The sequence below is a fragment of the Paracoccus sp. BR5-17 genome (genome assembly GCF_055693925.1).
Window position 1 is genome coordinate 1 of the sequence record NZ_JBVFUV010000005.1, and the last position, 20,260, is coordinate 20,260.

Annotated in this window: 20 protein-coding genes and 1 pseudogene; 6 read left to right on the forward strand and 15 right to left on the reverse strand. The window is 69.9% G+C overall.

Features of this window, described 5'->3' with window-relative positions; all coding sequences use genetic code 11:
• The 4 genes from ACZ1HC_RS16100 to ACZ1HC_RS16115 form a co-directional block, all read right to left on the reverse strand.
• Positions 1 to 241: glycosyltransferase (locus ACZ1HC_RS16100; RefSeq protein ID WP_472700986.1), on the reverse strand; the 241-nt coding region annotated here is incomplete at its 3' end.
• Positions 242 to 317: 76 nt separating this feature from the next.
• The gene (locus ACZ1HC_RS16105) at positions 318 to 1,058 is read right to left on the reverse strand and encodes a hypothetical protein (protein ID WP_472700987.1); all 741 of its coding nucleotides are present in this window, start codon (positions 1,056 to 1,058) and stop codon (positions 318 to 320) included.
• 383 nt (positions 1,059 to 1,441) lie between these two features.
• Positions 1,442 to 4,522, reverse strand: coding sequence for an efflux RND transporter permease subunit (locus ACZ1HC_RS16110; RefSeq protein WP_472700988.1), 3,081 nt, complete (start codon positions 4,520 to 4,522; stop codon positions 1,442 to 1,444).
• A complete protein-coding gene (locus ACZ1HC_RS16115) occupies positions 4,519 to 5,655 on the reverse strand; it encodes an efflux RND transporter periplasmic adaptor subunit (RefSeq protein WP_472700989.1) in 1,137 nt (378 codons plus the stop codon). Before ACZ1HC_RS16115 ends, ACZ1HC_RS16110 begins: the two co-directional genes overlap by 4 nt.
• Before the next feature lie 299 nt (positions 5,656 to 5,954).
• Here ACZ1HC_RS16115 and ACZ1HC_RS16120 point away from each other — a divergent pair, with 299 nt between their 5' ends.
• Positions 5,955 to 6,584 carry a DsbA family protein gene (locus tag ACZ1HC_RS16120; RefSeq protein WP_472700990.1) on the forward strand — a complete coding sequence of 210 codons (630 nt, stop codon included), beginning with the start codon at positions 5,955 to 5,957 and terminating at the stop codon, positions 6,582 to 6,584.
• Between the two features lie 77 nt (positions 6,585 to 6,661).
• Here ACZ1HC_RS16120 and ACZ1HC_RS16125 read toward each other — a convergent pair whose 3' ends face one another.
• The 4 genes from ACZ1HC_RS16125 to ACZ1HC_RS16140 form a co-directional block, all read right to left on the reverse strand.
• The gene (locus tag ACZ1HC_RS16125; RefSeq protein WP_472700991.1) at positions 6,662 to 7,348 is read right to left on the reverse strand and encodes a glycosyltransferase family 32 protein; all 687 of its coding nucleotides are present in this window, start codon (positions 7,346 to 7,348) and stop codon (positions 6,662 to 6,664) included.
• Between the two features lie 309 nt (positions 7,349 to 7,657).
• Positions 7,658 to 8,434 carry a MetQ/NlpA family ABC transporter substrate-binding protein gene (locus tag ACZ1HC_RS16130; protein ID WP_472700992.1) on the reverse strand — a complete coding sequence of 259 codons (777 nt, stop codon included), beginning with the start codon at positions 8,432 to 8,434 and terminating at the stop codon, positions 7,658 to 7,660.
• 40 nt (positions 8,435 to 8,474) lie between these two features.
• Positions 8,475 to 9,149, reverse strand: coding sequence for a methionine ABC transporter permease (locus ACZ1HC_RS16135; protein ID WP_472700993.1), 675 nt, complete (start codon positions 9,147 to 9,149; stop codon positions 8,475 to 8,477).
• The gene (locus tag ACZ1HC_RS16140) at positions 9,139 to 10,224 is read right to left on the reverse strand and encodes a methionine ABC transporter ATP-binding protein (protein WP_472700994.1); all 1,086 of its coding nucleotides are present in this window, start codon (positions 10,222 to 10,224) and stop codon (positions 9,139 to 9,141) included. The genes ACZ1HC_RS16135 and ACZ1HC_RS16140 overlap by 11 nt, the downstream gene beginning before the upstream one ends.
• Positions 10,225 to 10,466: 242 nt before the next feature.
• On the opposite strand from ACZ1HC_RS16140, the gene ACZ1HC_RS16145 reads away from it, so the two are divergent.
• The 3 genes from ACZ1HC_RS16145 (at position 10,467) to ACZ1HC_RS16155 (ending at position 13,460) form a co-directional block, all read left to right on the forward strand.
• Positions 10,467 to 11,063: a sulfotransferase gene (locus tag ACZ1HC_RS16145; protein WP_472700995.1), complete on the forward strand. Its 597-nt coding sequence runs from the start codon at positions 10,467 to 10,469 to the stop codon at positions 11,061 to 11,063.
• Between the two features lie 151 nt (positions 11,064 to 11,214).
• Positions 11,215 to 12,618 carry an oligosaccharide flippase family protein gene (locus ACZ1HC_RS16150; RefSeq protein ID WP_472700996.1) on the forward strand — a complete coding sequence of 468 codons (1,404 nt, stop codon included), beginning with the start codon at positions 11,215 to 11,217 and terminating at the stop codon, positions 12,616 to 12,618.
• Between the two features lie 73 nt (positions 12,619 to 12,691).
• A protein-coding gene (locus ACZ1HC_RS16155) for an IS5 family transposase (RefSeq protein WP_472700997.1) occupies positions 12,692 to 13,460 on the forward strand; the annotation gives its coding sequence in 2 pieces (ribosomal slippage) (positions 12,692 to 13,014 and positions 13,013 to 13,460; 771 coding nt in all).
• 54 nt (positions 13,461 to 13,514) lie between these two features.
• Here ACZ1HC_RS16155 and ACZ1HC_RS16160 read toward each other — a convergent pair.
• From ACZ1HC_RS16160 to ACZ1HC_RS16190, 7 genes and pseudogenes are all read right to left on the reverse strand, one after another.
• Positions 13,515 to 14,481: pseudogene (locus ACZ1HC_RS16160) on the reverse strand (glycosyltransferase family 2 protein).
• Positions 14,474 to 15,367 (reverse strand): sulfotransferase family protein, encoded by an 894-nt coding sequence (locus ACZ1HC_RS16165; protein WP_472700998.1) that lies wholly within the window; start codon positions 15,365 to 15,367, stop codon positions 14,474 to 14,476. Before ACZ1HC_RS16165 ends, ACZ1HC_RS16160 begins: the two are co-directional and overlap by 8 nt.
• Before the next feature lie 7 nt (positions 15,368 to 15,374).
• Complete coding sequence (locus ACZ1HC_RS16170; protein ID WP_472700999.1) at positions 15,375 to 16,334, reverse strand: glycosyltransferase family 2 protein; 960 nt, start codon at positions 16,332 to 16,334, stop codon at positions 15,375 to 15,377.
• Positions 16,331 to 17,410 (reverse strand): hypothetical protein, encoded by a 1,080-nt coding sequence (locus ACZ1HC_RS16175; protein ID WP_472701000.1) that lies wholly within the window; start codon positions 17,408 to 17,410, stop codon positions 16,331 to 16,333. Before ACZ1HC_RS16175 ends, ACZ1HC_RS16170 begins: the two co-directional genes overlap by 4 nt.
• Complete coding sequence (locus tag ACZ1HC_RS16180; protein WP_472701001.1) at positions 17,320 to 17,808, reverse strand: hypothetical protein; 489 nt, start codon at positions 17,806 to 17,808, stop codon at positions 17,320 to 17,322. Before ACZ1HC_RS16180 ends, ACZ1HC_RS16175 begins: the two co-directional genes overlap by 91 nt.
• A gap of 37 nt (positions 17,809 to 17,845) precedes the next feature.
• Entirely contained in the window at positions 17,846 to 18,133 is a 288-nt protein-coding gene (locus ACZ1HC_RS16185) for a hypothetical protein (protein WP_472701002.1), read from the reverse strand.
• On the reverse strand, positions 18,097 to 18,846 hold the full coding sequence (locus ACZ1HC_RS16190; protein WP_472701003.1) for a sulfotransferase family protein: 750 nt from the start codon (positions 18,844 to 18,846) through the stop codon (positions 18,097 to 18,099). Before ACZ1HC_RS16190 ends, ACZ1HC_RS16185 begins: the two co-directional genes overlap by 37 nt.
• Before the next feature lie 188 nt (positions 18,847 to 19,034).
• On the opposite strand from ACZ1HC_RS16190, the gene ACZ1HC_RS16195 reads away from it, so the two are divergent.
• Both ACZ1HC_RS16195 and ACZ1HC_RS16200 read left to right on the forward strand, forming a co-directional pair.
• Entirely contained in the window at positions 19,035 to 19,763 is a 729-nt protein-coding gene (locus ACZ1HC_RS16195; protein ID WP_472701005.1) for a glycosyltransferase family 2 protein, read from the forward strand.
• Positions 19,760 to 20,092, forward strand: a complete 333-nt coding sequence (locus ACZ1HC_RS16200; RefSeq protein ID WP_472701006.1) for a hypothetical protein — start codon at positions 19,760 to 19,762, stop codon at positions 20,090 to 20,092. Before ACZ1HC_RS16195 ends, ACZ1HC_RS16200 begins: the two co-directional genes overlap by 4 nt.
• Positions 20,093 to 20,260 lie beyond the last annotated feature (168 nt).

Consider the following 20,260-nt stretch of genomic DNA (forward strand, 5'->3'; position numbering starts at 1 on the left):
CGATCTCCAGGCCCAGCGAAAAGCCGCCCGCGCCGCCCAGGTTCCGCTCGGACCGGTGCAGGATCAGCCGCGGGTCGCGCTGCCCGGCAAGCCAGCCGGCCGTCCCGTCCCCCGAGGCGTTGTCCACCACCACCACGTGCTGCACCGGCTCTGCAAGAAGGCGGGCCAGCGTCGTGGCAAGCTGGTCCAGCCGGTCATGGGTGACGACGACGGCGGCCAGGGTCAGGTCGGGATGGGGCATCGTCGCGCGCCTTGCAGTCCTTGGGTTGCCGGACTGCTAGAGCGCCGCGCCCGCGGGGGCAAGCGCCGCGCCGGCCTCAGGCCGCCGCCGCCCACAGCCGGAAGCGCCGCGCGCCGGTGATCTCGCGCACCAGACCCAGGGCGCGCATCCGCGACAGAAGCCGTTCGGCGGTGTCGCGGCTGATGCCCGCCAGCTCCTCTACCTGGGCGGTGTGCAGGACCGGGTGGGCGGCCAAGGCCGCGATGATGCGGGCGGGGTTCCGGCCCTTGATGGCGGCGGTGGCCCCGCGCGCGGCCTGCGCCCAGTCGGCCAGGCGGTCCAGCATCCGGCAGGCGTCCGCGGCGCCGCGCGCCACGGCGGCCAGGTGGCGCGACAGCCGGGCCTCGGGCGGGCCGCCGTCGGTCCAGATCGCCCGGCCGTGCCGGCCCAGGGGCAGGAAGGCCAGGCCCGGCGTCGCCCGGGCCATGTCGCGGGCGGCCCAGACCGCGGCCTCGATCCCGGCGCCGCCGGGCGACAGGTCGGCCAGCCGCCACAGCATCCGGGCCGCGGGCGCGCGGGCCAGGGGATGGAGCCGCGACAGCCCCTCGACCGCCTCCAGGAAATCCGCCGCCGCCGCGTCGAAGGCCGCGCCCGAGGGGCGGTCCGACCAGGCCGGATCCGCCGCCCGGCCGCCTTCCCGCGGGCCGGTCCGGTCATCGCTCCGGTGCAGGGCCAGGAAATCGCGCAGCCGGGCCGGGTCGGACTGTCCTTCCAGCCGCCGCAGGGCCCAGCGGGCCTGGGCCATGGCCGCCAGGTCGGTGCCGGCGCGGGCCGCCATGGCGTCCAGCCCGATCTCCTCGCGCGACAGGGGGTGCCCTGGGCGCGCAGCATCTCCTCGATCTCGGCCAAGGCCAGGCGGCGGTGGCGCCGGCGCGGGCGCTGTCCTCCATCGCCGTCAGGCGCGCCTCGAGCCGGCCTGCGGCAAGCGCCGCCCCGGCCAGTTCGACCGCCAGGGCCGCCTGCGCCGCCAGCCAGTCGGCCGGGCGGGGCGGGGCGGGCTGGTCGCCATCGCCCGAATCGTGCCAGGAAAGCCCGGATCCGCGCATGTCCGCATTCTAGCGCGGCCCTGCCGGGATGCCAGTCGCCCCTGAAGGGGCGGCTCGGGAGCCGGGCCGGGGGTCCGGGGGCGAAGCGCCCCCGGCCACCGCGGGACGCCAGCCCCTATTCCGCCGCCACCGGCGCGGCCTCTCCGGCCGGCTTGCGCCGCATCCCCTCGATCAGGACATAGATCACCGGGGTGATCAGCAGCGTCAGCACGAAGGCCAGCGACAGCCCGCCCACGATCACCGCGCCGATGGCCCGGCGGCTTTCGGCCCCCGCGCCGGTGGCGATGGCCAGGGGCACCGCGCCCAGGATGGTGGCGATGGTGGTCATCATCACCGGGCGCAGGCGGGTGACCGCGCCCTCGCGCGCGGCCTGGACCAGGGGCCGGCCCTCCTCGCGCAGCTGGTTGGCGAATTCCACGATCAGGATGCCGTTCTTGGCCATGATGCCGATCAGCAGGATCATCCCCACCTGAGAGAAGATGTTCACCGTCCCCCCGGTGATGAGCAGCGTCACCACCGCCCCGGCCAGGCCCAAGGGCACGGTCAGCATGATCGTCAGCGGCGTGCGGAAGCTTTCGAACTGCGCGGCCAGCACCAGGAAGACGATCATCAGCGACATGGCGAAGACCGTGGCGATCCCGCCCGAGCTTTCCAGATAGTCCTTGGCCTGCCCCTCCCAGGCCAGGACCGCGCCGGCGGGCATCCCGGCCATCGCCTCCTCGACCGCGGCCATGGCGCCGGCCAGATCGGTGCCGGGGGCGATGTCGGCCTCCATCTCGACCGAGATCAGGCGGTCATAGCGGTTGACGGCGGGGGCGGTGGCGCCGGTCGCGATGCCGGCGAAGGCCGACAGGGGGATCAGGTCGCCCCGGTCGTTGCGCAGGAACACCGACAGCATGTCCTGCACGGAATCGCGGTCCTCGGGCGAGGCCTGCAGGACCACCGGATACTGCCGCCCGTCGCTGGTGTATTCGCCGACGCTGCGGGACGCGAACAGGACCTGCAGGGTCTGGGCGATGGTTTCCGCCGACAGGCCCAGATCCTGGGCGCGGGTGCGGTCGATCGACAGGTTGGCGCCGGGCTGGTTGGCGGCGTGGTTCACCTCGACCGAGGCGAGCCGCGGGTCGTCCTCCAGCACCCCCGCCATGTCGTTGGCCCAGGCCGCCGCCCGGTCCATGTCGGGGCCGCCCAGCATCCAGCGGATGTTGCCCTGCCCGCTGCCCAGCCCCAGCCCCTCCGCGGCGCGGATGAAGGTCGCGGCATCCGGGATGCGGGCCAGTTGCGGGCGCAGGTCGGCGATGACCTGCTCGACGCTGACGTCGCGCTTCTTCCAGTCGGCCAGGTTCACCAGCAGCAGCGACCGGCGCAGTTCGCCCCAGGTGCCGACGATGGTGGTGACGTTGGTGACGGTGCCGGCCTCGCGCAAGGGTTCCAGCAGCGCCTCGACCTTGCGGGTGGCGGCGTCGGTATAGGCCAGGTTCGAGCCCTGCGGCGCGGTCACGGTGATGCGGATCTGGCCGCGGTCCTCGTCGGGGGTCAGCTGGCGGGGCAGGTGGCCATAGACGGCAACGGCCCCCGCCATCAGGAAGGCGGTCAGGGCCAGGATCGGCACGGGCCGGGCGATCAGCCGGTCCAGCACCGCGCCATAGCCGCGCTCCAGCCAGCCGATCAGGCGGTTGACGCCCCGGGTCAGCACGTTGGGGCGTTCCTCGCGCGGCATGATCTTCGCGGCCAGCACCGGCGACAGGGTCAGCGCGACCAGGGCCGAGACCGCCACCGCCACCGCCAGCACGATGCCGAATTCGGCGAACAGCTTGCCGATCTCGCCCTCCATGAAGCTGACGGGCACGAAGACCGCGATCAGCACGGCGGTGGTGGCGATCACCGCGAAGCTGACCTGGGCGGATCCGTCGCGCGCCGCAGCCAGCCGCGACTTGCCCATGGCGCGGTGCCGCTGGATGTTTTCCAGCACCACGATGGCGTCGTCCACCACCAGGCCGATGGCCAGGATCAGCGCGAACAGCGTCAGGATGTTGATGGAAAACCCCAGGGCCAGCATCGCCAGCCCGGCGCCAAGCGCCGAGACCGGGATGGTCACCACCGGGATCATCGACAGCCGCATCGAGCCCAGGAACAGGAAGATCACCGCGATCACCAGGGCCACCGCCTCGGCAAAGACCTTGAGGACCTGCGCGATCGAGCTTTCGATGAACACCGCCTCGTCGGCGGTGATGTCCAGGCTCATGCCCGGCGGCAGGGTGGGGCGGATCCGGGCCAGTTCCGCCTTCACCGCCTCGGAGATGGCGACGGTATTGGCCTGGGCCTGCGGCTGGACCCCCATCCCCAGCGAGATCACCCCGTTGGCGCGGAAGATCGATTCCCGCTGCTCGGGGCCTTCCTCGATGCGCGCGATGTCGCCAAGGCGCAGCGGCCGGCCGGCTTCTGCGGGTCCCGCGTCGCGGATCACCACCTGGCGGAAGGTGTCGGGGCTGGTGAAGCGGGTCTGGGCCAGGACCTGCAGCTGCCGGGCGCCGGTCTCGATCTCTCCGGCGGGCAGTTCGATGTTGTTGGCCTCGAGCGCGTCGATGACGTCGCCGGTGGTGACGCCATAGGCGGCCATGCGCGACTGGTCCAGCCAGATCCGCATGGCGGGCGAGCGGGCGCCGAAGACGACGGTGTTGGCCACGCCCGGCAGGCGCGAGAAGCGGTCCACCAGGAAGCGGGTGGCGTAGTCCGACAGTTCCAGCGGCGTCATGTCCGGGCTGGACAGCGACAGCCGCACCACCGGATCGCCCTCGCTGTCGTTCTTGTCCACAAGCGGGCGCTCGGCCTCCTCGGGCAGGCGGCCCACCACGCGCTCGACGGCGTTCCTGACGTCGTTGGCGGCCGCGTCAATGTCGCGGCCGGAATCGAAGGTCAGCACCGTGCGCATCCGGCCCCGTTCGGATTCCGTGGACATCGAGGTGACGCCGCTGACCCCCGCCAGCGATCCCTCGATCACCGAGGCCACCTGGCTGTCCACCACGTCCGGGGCGGCGCCGGTGTAATCGACGCGGACCGTGACCTGGGCGGCATCGACCTGGGGCAGTTCGCGGACGGGCAGGCGCGACATGGCGACGGCGCCGATCAGGACGATCAGCAGGTTCAGGACCGTGGCCGTCACCGGCCGGCGCAGGGACAGGTCGGGCAGGCTCATCCGCCGCCCTCCGCCGGGGCGGGGGCGGGAACGGGCGGGGCCGCCGCGGGCAGGGCCTCGACCCGGCGTTCCTGGGCCACGGGCTCGATGGCGGCGCCGTCGGTCAGGCGGTGCAGGTTGGTGACGATCACCCGCGCCGAGGGCGCAAGCCCCGACACCACCTCGACCAGGCCCTCCTGCTGCTGGCCGGTGACGATGTCCACCTGCCGCGCCGTGTCGCCGTCGGCGACCATGACCAGGGTCCGGTCGCCTTCCACCGACAGGGCGCTTTCGGGGACCGCCGGGCGGCGCCGTTCGCCCAGCACCAGCCGCACCTGCAGGAACATGCCCCCCGCAAGCGCGCGGTCGTCGTTGGGGATTTCCGCGCGCAGCGCCAGGCTGCGGGTGGCGGCGTCCACGCGGCTGTCGATGCGGCTGATGGTGCCCTGGAACACCCGGCCGGGCCAGGCGGCCGAGGTCAGTTCGACCCGCTGGCCGCGTTCCAGGCGCGGCAGAAGGGTTTCGGGGACGCTGAAATCGACCTCGATCACCGCCAGGTCGTCCAGGGTGGTGACGGGGGTGGCGGTGTCGATCACCTGGCCCTCGACCAGATCGGACAGGCCGACGACGCCGGCGAAGGGCGCGCGCAGGCTGCGGTCTTCCAGGGCCACCAGGGCGCGGTCGCGCTCGGCCTCGGCGCGCAGCAGGGCGGCGCGGGCGGTCTGGAAGGCGGCGTCCGAGGCGTTGCCCGTCCGGTTCAGGCTTTCCAGGCGGTCGAAGGCGGTCTGCGCCTCGGCCAGGGTAGCCTCGGCCGCCTTGAGGTCGGCCTGCTCGGCGCGGTCGTCCAGTTCCACCAGCACCGCCCCCGCCGCGACCAGATCGCCGGGCTGGAAGGCGATGCGGCGGATGCGGCCGCCGGATTCGGGAAGCAGTTCCACCGCCCGGCGCGCGCGGGCGGTGCCCACGGCGGTGACGGCATCGGCGAAGGTCACGGTCTCGGGGGCGATGGTTTCCACCCGCAGCGGGCCGCCGCCGCCCTGCTGCGCCGCCGCCGCCGGTTCGGAGGCGGCCAGCAGGCGTTCGGTCAGGTACAGCCCGCCCGCAGCCGCGGCCAGGATCACGACCAGTCCCAGGACGGCCTTGACCGCGCGCATTCCTTACTCCCTCCGGCGACCCGACGATCTGGCACCAGAACACCCCATCGCGCGCCTCGGGACAACCGATATGCGCGCGGTCCCGGACATGTGAAGTCGCTCACACCGCCCGGATCGGCGATCATGGCCGCCCTCGGGCGACAGCCGGTCGGGCCGGTCGCGGTCGGTCCGGCAAGTCTACCCCCCCGGGCCCCGATGTCAGCGCCGCCGGGCCCGCCTACGGCATCGTGACCGCCGGGCCATTCCCCGCGCCCGGCCGGCGGCTTAAGTGTGGCGTCCCCATCCGAAAGGCCCGCCCCATGATCCCCCGCCGCCTTGTCCTGACCAGTGCCGCCGCCTGCGGGGCGCTTGCCGCCCTGCCGCTGCGCGCCGCCGACCGCCCCAACCCGATGCCCGAGGAGCTGCGCCAGGCCCTGGAACGCGACCCGACCGCGCCGGTCCTGGGCAACCCCCGGGGCGACATCACCCTGTCGGTGTTCTTCGACTACAACTGCCCGCATTGCCGCAGGATGGCCGGCCCGATCCAGGGCCTGATCGCCTCGGATCCGCGGCTGCGGGTGGTCTATCGCGAATGGCCGGTCTTCGGCGAGGGCTCGGACTTCGCCGCCCGCGCCTCGCTGGCCTCGTTGCCGACGGGCCGCTACTGGCAGTTCCACACCGCCCTGCTGGCCATGGACGGCCGGGCCGAGGAAGCCAGCGTGATGCGCGTGGCCCGCCGGATGGACCTGGACGAAGCCGCCCTGCGCCGCGGCATGGAGGCCGAGCCGGTGAGCCGCCACATCGGCCTGTCCTTCCAGCTGGCCGAGCACATGGGCCTGATGGGCACGCCGACCTTCCTTGCCGGTGACGAGGCGGTGTTCGGCGAACAGTCGCGCGCCGACCTGGCGGCGCTTGTGGCCCGCGGCCGCGCGACGCTGGGCCTGGGCTGAGCCCCCGGCGGCCGCGCCCGGGTCAGGGTGTCGAAGGTCACAGCAGGCTTCACCAGGCTGGACAACAGCCAGGGTTGCTAGTTCCAGAACCGCCGCTTGACCTTTTGCCATAGGCTGAGCGGATGTTCCTGCGATCGCCAATGCGCAATCCCAAGCCGCGACAAGTCATCCTTGTAGCCTTTATAATGAGCGGAAACGACCAGTCGTTCGCCATCGAAAATCTCTGACCTTACCTTTCGAAGCAGACGGAATCCATGATCGTAATTTCCTGCAGGGTTGGGATATTTATCCCGCCGGCCCAGGACGCGATTGACGGAAATACCTAGCCCACCTGGTCCTGTCGTGAAAAATCCGTCCAGATCGCCCCTGAGAGTGAGGTTCGTAGCCCGCGAAATGGCCTTTTCCAGAAAAGGATGACCAGGTGCCGAGGCTATCATCCCGTTTGAAATTACCCAAGCAAGTCTACCGTCTGGACGAACACCTGCGGACGCAACAAACCTGTCTTCATTCCGAAGATATTCATTCAAAGGCGCAAAACATAATGAATCTATATCAGCATAAACGCCACCTGTTTTGTACAGCGCACAGTAACGCCACAAGTCAGCCTTGAAGGCCCCACTGGGAAGAAGGTCGTATGCGCGTAAAGGCTTTTCACCAAACTCGGAAACAAGGGCACGACGCTCCTCAGCGTCATGCAGGATGTGCTGGAAGTCAGGATTTGCAGTCAGCCATGTGTCTCGAGCTTTCGCCATACCCTCGCTCAACTCGTGCGTTTCCCATGTCTGATACAGAATAGAAGGGATGCTCTCTGGCAAAACTTCAGACCTGGAAGAGCTTTGAAACATTTTGTCACCACAAAGACGAATTGCACCAGACACTGCTGCCAAACCCTAAGGATGACAATGGGGGTTGCCAGTCGGCAAGCTGAAATTTGGCGAACAGTCCCGCGCCGACCTGGCGGCGCTTGTGGCCCGCGGCCGCGCGACGCTGGGCCTGGGCTGAGCCCGGCGGCCGCGCCCGGGTCAGGGCCGGGGAAGGAAGAAGGGGCCGCCCCATGCGGCGGTCCCCTGCGGTCACCAGCTGGTCAGCACCGAGCCTGCGTACTTCTCCTCGATGAAGGCCTTCACCTCGGGGCTGTGATAGGCCTGGACCAGCTTTTTCGCCCAGTCCTGGTCCTGATCGCCCTGGCGCACCACGATGATGTTCACATAGGGGCTGTCGGCCTTTTCCATGGCGATCGTGTCGGTGTTGGGATCCAGGCCCGCGGCAAGCGCGTAGTTGGTGTTGATGATCGAGGCATCCGTGTCGGCCAGCGACCGCGGCAGCTGCGCCGCGTCCAGTTCCAGGAACTCCAGGTCCTTGGGGTTCTCGGTGATGTCCAGGGGCGTGGGCACCAGGCCCGTGCCTTCGGCCAGGGTCAGCAGCCCCAGATCCTGCAGCAGCAGCAACGCCCGCCCGCCATTGGTCGGATCGTTCGGGATGCCGATCCTGGCGCCGTCCGGCAGCGCCTCCAGGCTGTCCAGGCTGTCGGAATAGACGCCCATCGGCGTGGTGATGGTGGTGGCGATCTCGACCAGGTCGAAGCCGCGGTCGCGGATCTGGTTTTCCAGATAGGGCCGGTGCTGGAAGCTGTTGGCCTGGATGTCGCCGTCGGCGAGCGCGGTGTTCGGGATCACGTAGTCCGAGAACTCGACCACCTCGATGTCCAGGCCCATCGGCTCGGCGACGCGGGCGACCTGCTCCATGATCTCGGCGTGTTCGCCGGGGGATACGCCGACCTTGATGTCCTGGGCCAGGGCGGCGGCGGCGGACAGCGCCAGGGCGGAAGTCAGGGTAACAAGACGCAGCATCGGACGGGTTCCTTTCTTGTCTGCGGGGATCGGGGCCATGTCAGCGGCCCCGGTTGCGGGGGGCGCGCCTGTCGAAGCGGGCGGCGATCCATTCGCCGGCCGACTGCACCAGTTGCACCAGCACGATCAGCACCACGACCACCGCCAGCATCACCTCGGGCATGAAGCGCTGATAGCCGTAGCGGATGCCCAGGTCGCCCAGGCCTTCGCCGCCGACGGCGCCGACCATGGCGGAATAGCCGATCAGGCTGACCACGGCCAGCGTCAGCCCCAGGGCGATGCCGGGCCGGGCCTCGCGGAGCAGCACCTTGGTGATGATCTGCAAGGGCGTGGCGCCCATGGCGCGGGCGGCCTCGATCAGGCCGGGATCGACCTCGCGGATGGCGTTTTCCACAAGCCGGGCGATGAAGGGGATCGCGGCCAGGGTCAGCGGCACGATGGCGGCATCGGTGCCGATCGAGGTGCCGACGATGGCGCGGGTCAGCGGGATGATCGCCACCACCAGGATGATGAAGGGCACCGACCGCGTGGCGTTGACCACCAGCCCCAGAGCCTTGTTCGCCCAGGGCGCCGACAGCAGTTCGCCCCGCTGCGAGACGGCCAGGAACACCCCCAGCGGCAGGCCGAAGGCGGTGCCCAGCAGGGTCGAGGCCGCGACCATGTAGAGGGTCTGCAGCGTCGCTTCCCACAGCAGCCAGATCAGGTCAGCGGACATGGCCCAGCACCTCGGTCAGAAGCCCGTGCCGTTCCAGATAGGCCCGCGCCTCGGCCCCCTGCGCGGCATCGACAGAGATCAGCAGGTTGCCGAAGGGGCGCCCGCCCACCTCCTCGATGGCGCCGGCCAGGATGTTGGAGGCGATGCCCCTTTCCACGGCCAGCCGGGACAGCATCGGGTCGGTGGCGTGGGTGCCCGCGAAGGTCACGCGGATCACCTGCTGGGACGGGCCGTCGGGGCGGCGGTCCAGCATCCGCCCGGCCAGGAAGGCGGGCAGGGTCAGCCCCGTGACCCCGCCCAGGAAGGATCGCGTGGTCGGATGGCCGGGACGGGTGAAGATGTCGTAGGTCGGCCCCGATTCCACGATCCGGCCCGCCTCGATCACCGCCATGTGGCTGGCGATGTCGCGCACCACCGCCATTTCATGGGTGATGAGCAGGATCGTCAGGCCCAGGTCGCGGTTGATGTCGGCCAGAAGCCGCAGCACCGTCCGCGTGGTCTCGGGGTCAAGCGCGCTTGTCGCCTCGTCCGACAGAAGCACCCGGGGCTGCATGGCAAGCGCCCGGGCGATGCCCACGCGCTGCTTCTGCCCGCCCGAGAGTTCGGCCGGATAGCGGTCCTGCAGCCCGTCAAGGCCCACCCGCGCGATCAGGTCGGCGACGCGGGCGCGGATCCTGTCGGACGGCGTGCCGGCGATCTCCAGCGGCAGGGCGATGTTGCCCGCCACGCTGCGCGAGGACAGCAGGTTGAAGTGCTGGAAGATCATGCCCACCTCGCGCCGGACCCTGCGCAGGTCGGCGCCGCGCGCCCGGCCCACGTCGCGCCCCGCCACGGTGACGGTGCCGCTGGTCGGCCGTTCCAGCCCGTTGACCATCCGCAGCAGCGTGGACTTGCCCGCGCCCGACCGGCCGATGATCCCGCAGATCGCCCCCGGCTCGACATGCAGCGTCACGTCCTCGAGCGCCACGACCCGCGCGCCGCCCGGCCCCTCGAAGGCCTTGCCGACCCCTTCGAGGCCGATCGCCGCGCCCGCGGCCGTTCTGGTCGCCGCTGGCGCGGCGGCTGTGCCGGTCATCCGTTTCGTCCCTGCGCTGCGTCCACCCCGGCGCGGTTGCCCCAATCGCGGCCGGGACGCAAGATGGGCCGGTGGCGGGATGGGGCCGCAAGGGGACAGTGCGCAAGCGGATGCGCCGGTTCCCGCGGTCCTTTCCCGGGCCGGGGGCGGCGGCGCAGTGCCGTAAACCTTGATCCGGGAAAGACGCGCCTTTTGCGCGGCATCGGCGCTAGAGTGGCCGCGGGCGCAGCAGGGGGGCATCATTGACCAAGGTATTCGGGATCGGCTTTCAGAAAAGCGGCACCACCACCCTGGGGACCATGCTGGGCCAGCTTGGATACCGGGTCGCGGGCTATCACGGCTTTCGCGACCTGGCGGCGCGGTCCGATCTTGGCTGGGACGATCTCGAGCGGCGGGCGGTGTCGATCATGGACAGCCACGACGCGGCCAAGGATACGCCCTGGCCGCTGCTCTACCGCTTTCTGGACCAGCGGTTCCCGGGGTCGAAGTTCATCCATGTCATCCGCGACCCGGATGCCTGGATCGCAAGCGCGGTGCGCGATTTCGCCGACCATCCCAACGCGCTGCACCAGCTGATCTACGGCTCGCCCTATCCCAAGGGCCACGAGCGCGCCTGGCTGGAGCGTTATCGGCGCCACAATGCCGAAGCTGCCGCCTATTTCGCCGGCCGGCCCCGGGACTATCTGCAACTGCGGCTCGAGGAGCTGGGCTATGACCGGATCTGCCCCTTCCTGGACAAGCCGGTGATCGCCGCGGCCCCGCCCAAGGCCAATACACGGCTGAAAAAGAGCCTCAAGATGCTGCACTGGCGGATCAGGAACGGGTTGCGCCGGTCCTGACGGGAAGGCGGCCCCGGCCCGGCCTGCCCTGGCCTGCCGGCCGCCATCCGGGTCTGTCCTTCCGGCGGGGGCGGTTTCGGGGTGACGCTTCCGGCGCGGAAGGATATGGGATGGCCCGACGCTGCCATTCGAGCTGTTGATCTTGCGATTGATGAATCATTTCAGGGGCGAGGGGCTGCGCAGCCGGGTGATCCGGGGCACGGTGATTTCCCTTGCCGGAACCGGCGGCGGCCAGCTTCTGCGGCTGCTGTCGAACCCGGCGCTGACGCGCCTGCTGTTTCCCGAGGCCTTCGGCCTGATGGCCCTGATCCAGACCTTCATCATCGGATTGCAGATGTTTTCCGACATCGGCATCCGTCCCTCGATCATCCAGAACAAGCGGGGCGAGGAGCCGGATTTCCTCAATACGGCCTGGACCATCCAGATCATCCGGGGCGGGGTGCTGTGGCTGGTGGCCTGCGCCCTGGCCTGGCCCCTGTCGGTTTTCTACGAAGAGCCGCAGATCCTGTGGCTGCTGCCGGTGGTCGGGCTGAACGCGGTGATCTCGGGGTTCGCGACCACCAAGACGGCGGTGGCGAACCGCAGGATCCGGCTGGGCCGGCAGACCGTGATCGGGCTTTTCACGCAGGCCATCAGCCTGGCGGTGATGATCGGTCTGGCCTGGGTCTGGCCTTCGGTCTGGGCGCTCGTGATCGGCACGCTCGTCGGCAATGTGGTGGCCGTCCTGGCCGGGCACCGCTTCATGGAGGGGGTGCCGAACCGCCTGCGGTGGGACCGATCGGCCGTGCACGACCTGCTGGGCTTCGGCCGGTTCATCTTTCTCAGCACCCTGGCGGGGTTCCTCATCAATCAGGGCGACAAGCTGTTTCTGGGCCGGTTCGTCAGCCTGGGGGATCTGGGGGTGTACAACATCGCCTTTTTCATGGCCGGATTTCCCGCCATGCTGGGCGGGATGATCGCCGGGAAGATCCTGTTCCCCCTGTACCGGGAGATGCCCCCCTCGCAGAGCGCGCAGAACCTGCGCAGGATCCGCCGGGCCCGCAACCTTCTGACGGGAAGCCTGGTGCTGATGTTCGGCGCCCTGGCGGTGGTCGGCGGGCCGCTGATCCAGCTGCTCTATGACGACCGCTACGCGGGGGCGGGGCCGATGCTGGTCGTGATGGCGCTGATGAACATCCCGGGCGCCCTGATCATGGGCAGCAACAACCTGCTGATGGCCGAGGGGGATCTGCGCCGGTTCTCCTATCTGGTGATGATCCAGATGCCGATCTATCTGGTGCTGACCTTCCTGTGCTTCTGGCAGCTGGGGCTGTTCGGGCTGGTGCTGGTCAAGGGCTTGCTGATCTGCGCGGTCTATCCGCTGCAGCAGTCCTATCTTCGGCGCTACAAGGGCACGGACATGTCCCGCGATGCCCTGTTCGCGCTGCTGGGACTGGCGATCGGCGCGGCGGCCCTGTGGTTCAACTGGGACGCGGTGGCCGAATTCGTCGCGGCCTCGCGGGCCCTGGCCCCCGCCGTGACCGGAAGCTGGGAGGCGATCTCGATCTTCCACTAGGGTCAGGACCCATTAATCGGCTTGCGGTCGCCTTGGCTGCGTGATTCACGCTCCCGAACTGATGGGGGCAATGATGAGCAATCTTTTCTGGCTGACCGACGAGCAGATGGAGCGTTTGAAGCCGTTCTTTCCGAGGAGTCATGGCAAGCCGCGGGTTGATGATCGTCGGGTCTTGAGCGGCATAATCTTCATCAATCGTAATGGGTTGAGATGGTGCGATGCGCCACGTGAGTATGGACCTCCGAAGACGCTCTACAACCGATGGAAGCGGTGGGGCGACATGGGAGTCTTCGCCAGGATGATGGAAGGACTGGCCTCCGAGGGTGCCGGGCAGAAGACCATCATGATCGATGCGACCTACCTGAAAGCGCACCGCACGGCTTCGAGCCTGCGGGCGAAAAGGGGGGCCCGACGACCAGCGCGGACGTTTGATTGGCAGAACGAAGGGCGGGCTCAATACCAAGCTACATGCCGTTACCGACGCCAAGGGACGGCCCCTGAAGTTCTTCATGACCGCGGGCCACGTGAGTGACTACACCGGAGCCGCCGCCCTGCTGGGCAGCTTGCCCGCTGCCGAGTGGATGATCGCGGATCGCGGTTACGACGCCGACTGGTTCCGGGAAGCGCTGAAAGACAAGGGGATACGCCCTTGCATCCCGGGTCGGAAGTCGCGCGGCAAGGCGGTCCGCTACGACAAGCGGCGCTATCGCCGCCGCAACCGCATCGAGATCATGTTCGGTCGCCTGAAAGACTGGCGACGCGTCGCAACACGCTACGACAGATGCCCAAAGGTCTTCCTCTCCGCCGTCGCCCTCGCCGCAACCGTCATGTTCTGGCTTTGAAGATCAATGAGTCTGGACCCTAGGGTCCGTGGGCCGCCCGCCTTGCCAGGGGCGTCACTTGTATTCGATCAGCCGCCCGCCGCGGCCGGTCAGCCGCCCCAGGCGGTATTCCAGCACGCCCAGGGCCTCGGGCAGCTTGCCCAGGACCAGGAAGGCCGCATAGGCCGCGTCGCGGTGGCGGCGCCACAGCCGGGCCATCTGCAAGGGCCAGGCCAGCAGCAGAAGCAGCGCCCCGGGATGGACCAGCAGCGCCCCCAGCCCCGCCGCCAGGGGCAGGCCAAGGCCCCAGATCAGGGCGCGGCGGGTCTGCGCGACATTGTGGCGTTCGGGGGCGGCGCCGTGCAGGGCGGCGCCCTCGGCATAGGCGTGGCCCGCCCGCCGCGCCCGGCGCCACCACTGGCCGAAGCGGGTGATGGCGGCGTCGTGGCGGGTCATCTCGGCGTCCAGCCGCCAGACGGTCCAGCCGGCCCGGCGCAGCCGCACGCAAAGCTCGGGCTCTTCCCCGGCGATCATCCGCGGGTCGAAGCCGCCCACCTGGCGCAGGGCCAGGGCGCGCATCAGCGCGTCCCCCGCAGGCGCGCGCCGGCCCCGCAGGGGTATCCCATTCCCGGTCGATCAGCCGGTTGTAGAGCGACGCCCCCGGGGCGATCTCGCGGCGCCTGCCGCAGGCGACGCCGGCCTGCGGATCGGCCTGCAGGAACCCCGCCGCCAGCGGCAGCCAGCCGGGAACCAGTTCGCAATCGCCATCGACGAACTGCACGAAGTCCGGCGCCTCGCGCCCCTGGGGCAGCGCCTCGAACCCGGCATTGCGCGCCCGGGCCGCGGTGAAGGGGCGCGAGAGATCCAGTCGGACGACCTGGACGCCGCGCGCCTCGGCCTCGGCGATGCTGGCGTCGGTCGAGCCGGAATCGACATAGACGATGCGGCGGAAGCCCGCCGCCCGCAGGCTGTCCAGGCAGCGGACCAGCCGCGCCCCCTCGTTGCGGCCGATGGCCACGGCGTCGATGACCGGCTCAGCCATCGGCGGGCTGGGCCGCGAAGGGATAGCACAGGCGCAGCGCCGGGTGCCCGGGGAACTGCCGGGCCAGATCCGCGCGGTCCTGCAGAAACCGCGCCTGCAGCCGGTCGCGCAGATCGGCGGGCAGGGCCGGGCGGGCCTCGATCCGGCGGCGGTTGCGGATGGCGGTGCGCACCGCCTTGGGCACCAGGGTCCGGCGCAGGGCGGTGGCCACCGGATTGGCGATCAGCAGCCGTTCCAGGGGGAACTTGCGCACCCGTTCGGCCGAGACGTTCTGCGCCCCCAGATCGGCCCGCCAGGCCACCGGCCCGGCCAGGCCGATGTGGCGGGCGACGCGGGTCAGTTCGCCCTGCGGGTCGGCGGCCAGCTGTTCCAGGCTGGTCAGCAGCACCGCGTCCCGTCCATAGGCCTCGATCCAGGGGGCGATCTGCCAGGCATAGCGGCCGTAATCGACCAGTTCGGGATGGCGGGCGAATTCGGCGACCGGGTCGGCGCCCATGCGCGCCTGGCTCCATTCGTGGATATAGTGCGAGACGGCGCGCTCGAGCGGGTTGCGGATCATGTAGACCAGCCGGACCGAGGGCAGATGCGGGCGCGCCCTGGCGATGGTGTCGGGATGGGTGGGCCGCTTGGTGTAGTGGGTCGATGCCTCGCCCTTCAGATCGCCCGGGCGGGCCTTCGCGAACAGCCCGCGATACCAGTCCATGCCGCGCGCGAAAACCGCGTCGTCGGAAAAGAAGTTGGGCTCTTTCGGGGTGGTCATGAAGATGCCGGGCTGGGCCGCCAGCTGCGCCTGCAAGGTGGTGGTGCCGCATTTCATCGCGCCGACGATGAGGAAGTCGGGCAGGCGGTCGGCCTGAGGATCGGGCAGGCGGTCAGGCTGGCGCATGAGGGGGTCATCCTTGCGGGCGGAAGGGGTCCAGCGGGCGGCGCGCCCCGATCCACAGGTCGCGGGCCTCGCTTTCGGCGGCGGAATGGACCGGCTTGCCCAGCAGGCGGCGGAACTGGGCCAGCCCGCGACCCGCGTGCCAGGCCAGGTTGGCCGCGATCAGGCCGCCCCGGCCGTGGGCCTGGGCCAGAAAGCGGCTGCGCGAGCGGTAATAGTATTCCGGCCCCCGCTTGCGGGCGCGCGCCAGGGCCTTGACCGGCCCCGACCCGCCCCGGAAATGCACCGCCACCGCGTCCGGGGCCCGGCGGATCCGCCAGCCTGCCCGGCGCGCGCGCAGGCAGTATTCGGCATCCTCGAAATACAGGAAATAGCCCTCGTCCATCGGGCCGATCTGCTCGACCATGCGGCCGTTCAGCAGGATGCAGGCAAAGCTGGCCCATTCGATCCGGTCTTCGGGCGGATCGACCGGCAGGGCGACCTCGCGCGCCTTCAGCAGCCGCGTCACCGGCCCCGACATGGCCCCGCGCATGAATTCGCTGGCCGGCCCGGCAAAGCGGAAGCAGTTGACCTGGGGGGTGCCGTCCTCTCCCTCGAGGCGGGGGACGATCAGCCCGGCGTCGGGATCGGCCCGGGCCGCGGCCAGCAGCGCGTCGAAGAAGCCCGGGCGCAGCAGCGCGTCCGAGTTCAGGATCAGGTAGTGGTCGGCGGGCGCCGCCGCCATGCCCCTGTTGTGGCCCCCCGAATAGCCGGCATTGATGGGCGACCGGACCAGCCGCACCGGCACCGGCGGATCCTGGGCCGCGATCCAGGCCTCGATCTCCTCGGCCGAGCCGTCGTCGGAGCGGTTGTCGACGACGACCACCTGCCCGGCATGGCCCGCCAGGTCTGCCAGCACGGAGCGCACGCAGTCCAGGGTCATCGGGCCGGTGCGGTAGTTGATGATGGAGACGGTGATCGAGGGTGTCATCGGATCATGCGCGAGGCGGACAGGGGTTCGGGACCATGCGAGGGATGGCGGCTGCGTTGGCGGCTATAGGCATTGCGCCGGGCCGGCAAGGGGTCGGCCGGATCCGCGCCCGCCGCGCCCTGCGGCAGCCGCCCCAGTTCCAGCCGCCCCGCCAGGGCGCCGGCCAGAAGCCATGTCACCGGGGTCATGGTGGCGTTCGGAAGCAGGTCGACCAGGTTGGCGGTCAGCGCCAGGGCGATGCCCGCCGTGGCCGGGGTCAGCGCCATGCCCTTCCATCGCATCCCCAGGAAGATCAGCGGAATGGTCAGAAGCCCGAATTCGCCGATGTAGCCCACCCAGCCGCCGGTTCCGATCAGGATCACCCAATAGCCGTCGGTGGTGCTGATGTCGTTGCCCTTCTCGTCGAAGACCCGGTTTCTTCCCCAGCTTCCCCAGCCGAACAGCGGGCGTTCGTTGGCCTTGTCCAGAAGGATGTCCTCGTTCTCGATCCGGTAGGCCAGCGATCCCGCGCGTTCGGTGTCGATCCCCTGGGCCAGGGCGATGATGCGATCGACCGGCACGACCCCCGCGCCCCGCAGCATCGGATAGACCAGCACCACGCCCGCCAGGACCGCGGCCGTCAGGATCTGAAGCCGGATCGGCAGGAACAGGATCACCGCGCCCAGCAGGATGCCGATGCCAAGCGCGCCCAGCCCCTTGGACAGCGCCAGCGTCATGAACAGCCAGCCCGCTGCCAGCATCCACCGCATCCGCTGCGGCCCGGCGCCGCTGCGCCACAGGCTCAGGGCGGCCAGGAAGGCCGAGCACAGGAAGATCGCCAGCCACAGCCCGTGGTTCAGGAACACCACCGGGCGGAAGCCGCCGCCCCGTATGTGCTGGATCCAGGAATGGGGGAAATAGCCATAGATCATGCGGCTGAGCTGCGGCGACATCCGCACCTCGTAGAGCGCGGGCAGGGAATAGAGCAGCCCCGCCACCGCCAGCGTCACCAGCAGCGTCCGCTGCGTGTCGGGATGGGCCAGGAACTTGCGCGCCAGCAGGAAGGGCAGCAGGCCGAACAGCGCGTTTCCCAGCATGGATGCGGCGTCATAGGGCCGCAGCCCCGGCAGGAACGGCCGGGGAAGCGAAGCGCGTCGTCATTGGTCAGCACCGTGCCCAGCACGCCCAGGACCATCAGCACCAGCAGGATCCGCAGCGAACGGCTGCGCGGCACCAGGCCCGGCAGGACCATGCCCGGGGCCAGGGCCTGCAGCCGCGGCCCCTTGATCAGGACCAGGCCCGCCGCAAGCGCGGCAAGCGCCGTGATGGAGTTCTTGTCCAGCGTCGGGAAGGCAGGCAGGTCGATGCTGAAATTGCGCGGCAGCAGCAGATAGCCGCCCAGGATCGTGCAGGCCAGGGCCGCCGCCGGCTGGCGCCGCGCGAACAGCCAGAAGACCACGAACGGCCAGGCCAGCGACACGAGGATGCTGGTCATGGGGCCCCGGGCAGGTCGGGATCACCGGGACGAAGGCTCACTTCAGCCATCTGCTGATCTTTTCATCCATGCGCAGCCGCACCCGGGGACGGAAGACGCGCAGCCCCGGCAGGCGCGTCGCATGACCGGCCAGAAACAGCGGCAGACCGAACCGGCCGATGTTGAAACGCCAGCGGCGGGTGCGGTTCAGGACCGCCAGGGCCAGGGCTTCGGCCCGGCGGGGCGCCCGGGGGCCGCATTCGGGCGCATAGCCGCGCGCCGCCATCAGCGCCGCGCAGCGCCCCTCGATCAGCGCGATCTCGGACGGGGGGCCTTGTGGCGCCATTGGTGGGCGATCCGCGGGTCGGGCGGCTGATAGCTGGATTTTTCGTGATAGCGCAGCATTCCGTCCGTCCAGGGCACCTCCAGGAAGGCGCAGACCTGGGCCAGCTGGCCTTCCAGATCGCGCATCAGATCCTCGAAGCGCAGGGTCAGCACCTGTTCGGGCCGCAGCAGCGGCGCGGCCTCGTCCCATCCCCGTTCGGCGGCAAGCCAGTTTGCGGCGGCATGATAGCTGGTTCCCGCCCAGCCCATGCCCACGCAGGACCGCGCCACGTCCCGCGGGTCGCGCAGCATGTGGATGAAGCGGGCCCGGGGCCACAGCCGGGCCACGCGGGCGATGTTGTGATGGACGTTCACCGTCAGCACCGCGCCGGGCGCGCGCGCCGCGAACTGGCGCAGCATGTCGCCCATCAGCTCCATCCCCTCGAGGTCGGGGCGCAGCTCCAGCCGGTGGGCGCGGAAGATCCGGCTGGCCTGCAGCCCCGCCCGGTCATAGCGCCAGCCGCCCGGACGGGCGGGATCGGGATGCAGGTGGTCGAACAGGAAATCCACCTCGCCCGGATTGGCGACAAGGGGGTGGCTGTCCAGCATCAGCCGGAACATCGTCGTGCCCGATCGCACCGCCCCATAGACCACGACCAGGGCGGGGACATCGGGACCTGCACCCGCCGCCGCGGCGGCCGGATCACTCGGAAGGTTGCGCCGGACTGCTGTCATCGTTTCCCGAACCGCCTGTTTCGCGGATTATGGCGCGCAAATCCGGGAAAGGCAAAGCTCTCCGGCATCTTGCCGGCCGCCGCGCGATCGCTATCGTCCGCCCGGCGCAGGACCCGCGCAAACCGGCGCAAGGGGCTGCGCGCGTCCGCCCTGCCCTGCCGCCCGAAACAGGAGCAGGAGAGCAGCGCATGGACCGTCTGACCTGGGGACTTCTGGTCGCGACAAAGGACCGGATCGGGCCGCTGTGCGAATGCGTGTCCCTGGCCCTGCGGCAGACCCGCCCCCCGTCCGAGATCGTGATCGCCGATTCCAGCACCGACTGGCAGGCGCATCGCGACCGCATCGCCGACATCCTTCGCGCCAGCCCCCATCCGCCGCGCTTCGTCTATCTGCAGGGGGCGGCGCCGTCCCTGACCGTGCAGCGCAACCAGACCCTCGAGGCGGGAACGGCGGATGTCTTTTTCATGATCGACGACGACAGCTTCATGCATCCCGACTGCGCCGCGCACATCATGGAGATCTACGAGGCCGACAAGGCCGGGGTCCTGGCCGGGGTGCAGGCCTCGGTCAGCCCGCAGAACCCCGCGGCCGGGCCGGTCGGAGCGCGCAAGACCGGCGATGTCGACCTGTCCCGTGTCCGCTCGGCTTCGCCGGTCCTTCGCTGGTTTCTGGAAACCGTCATGATGCGAAGCATGACGGCGGTCTTTCTGCCTTACGACAAGGCCTTCCATGTCCGGCCCGTGCCCGAGACGGTCCAGCGGCTGGATGTCTTTCCGGTGCCGATGCTCGGCGGCTTCGGGATGACCTATCGCCGCGACGCGATCCGGCGCGAGGGCTTCGATCCCTGCCTGCGATACTATTGCCCGGGCGAGGATCTGGATGCCAGCTACCGCGTCTCGCGCCGGGGGGGCTGGTGACGTCCCGCCGGGCCAGGCTGCATCATCATGAAAGCGCGACGGGACGGCTGAATCGGCTTCAGGTCGCGCATCTGTGGTCGTTCAATCAGGCCGTGCTGCTGTGCCGGCACGCCGCGGACCGGAACTGGGCAAGGCGGGCCTGGGCGCGCAAGATGGCCCACCGCATCGCCACCGACATCGTCAAGGACAGCCTGATGAAACGCTTCGACTATCCGCAGACCCGCGGGTCCTGGCGGGCATGGCGCGACGGGCGGCAGGCGTTCCGCCTGAAGGAAGGCCTTCTGGAGGCCTGGTGCCTGGACAGGCAGGAAGACATCGTCCGGAGGTGAGGCGCGGGAACCGGACGGGCGGGCCTTCCGGGGTTCTTGCGGCGTCTTCGGCGGCTGCATGGCCCGACCCCGCCGGCAGGACCCCACCGGCAGGAACGGCGCGGGAATCTTTTTGAACAGGCATCTTCCTGTTCCCCATCGCGTTTCTTTTCAAGGTTGTCCGGAGCA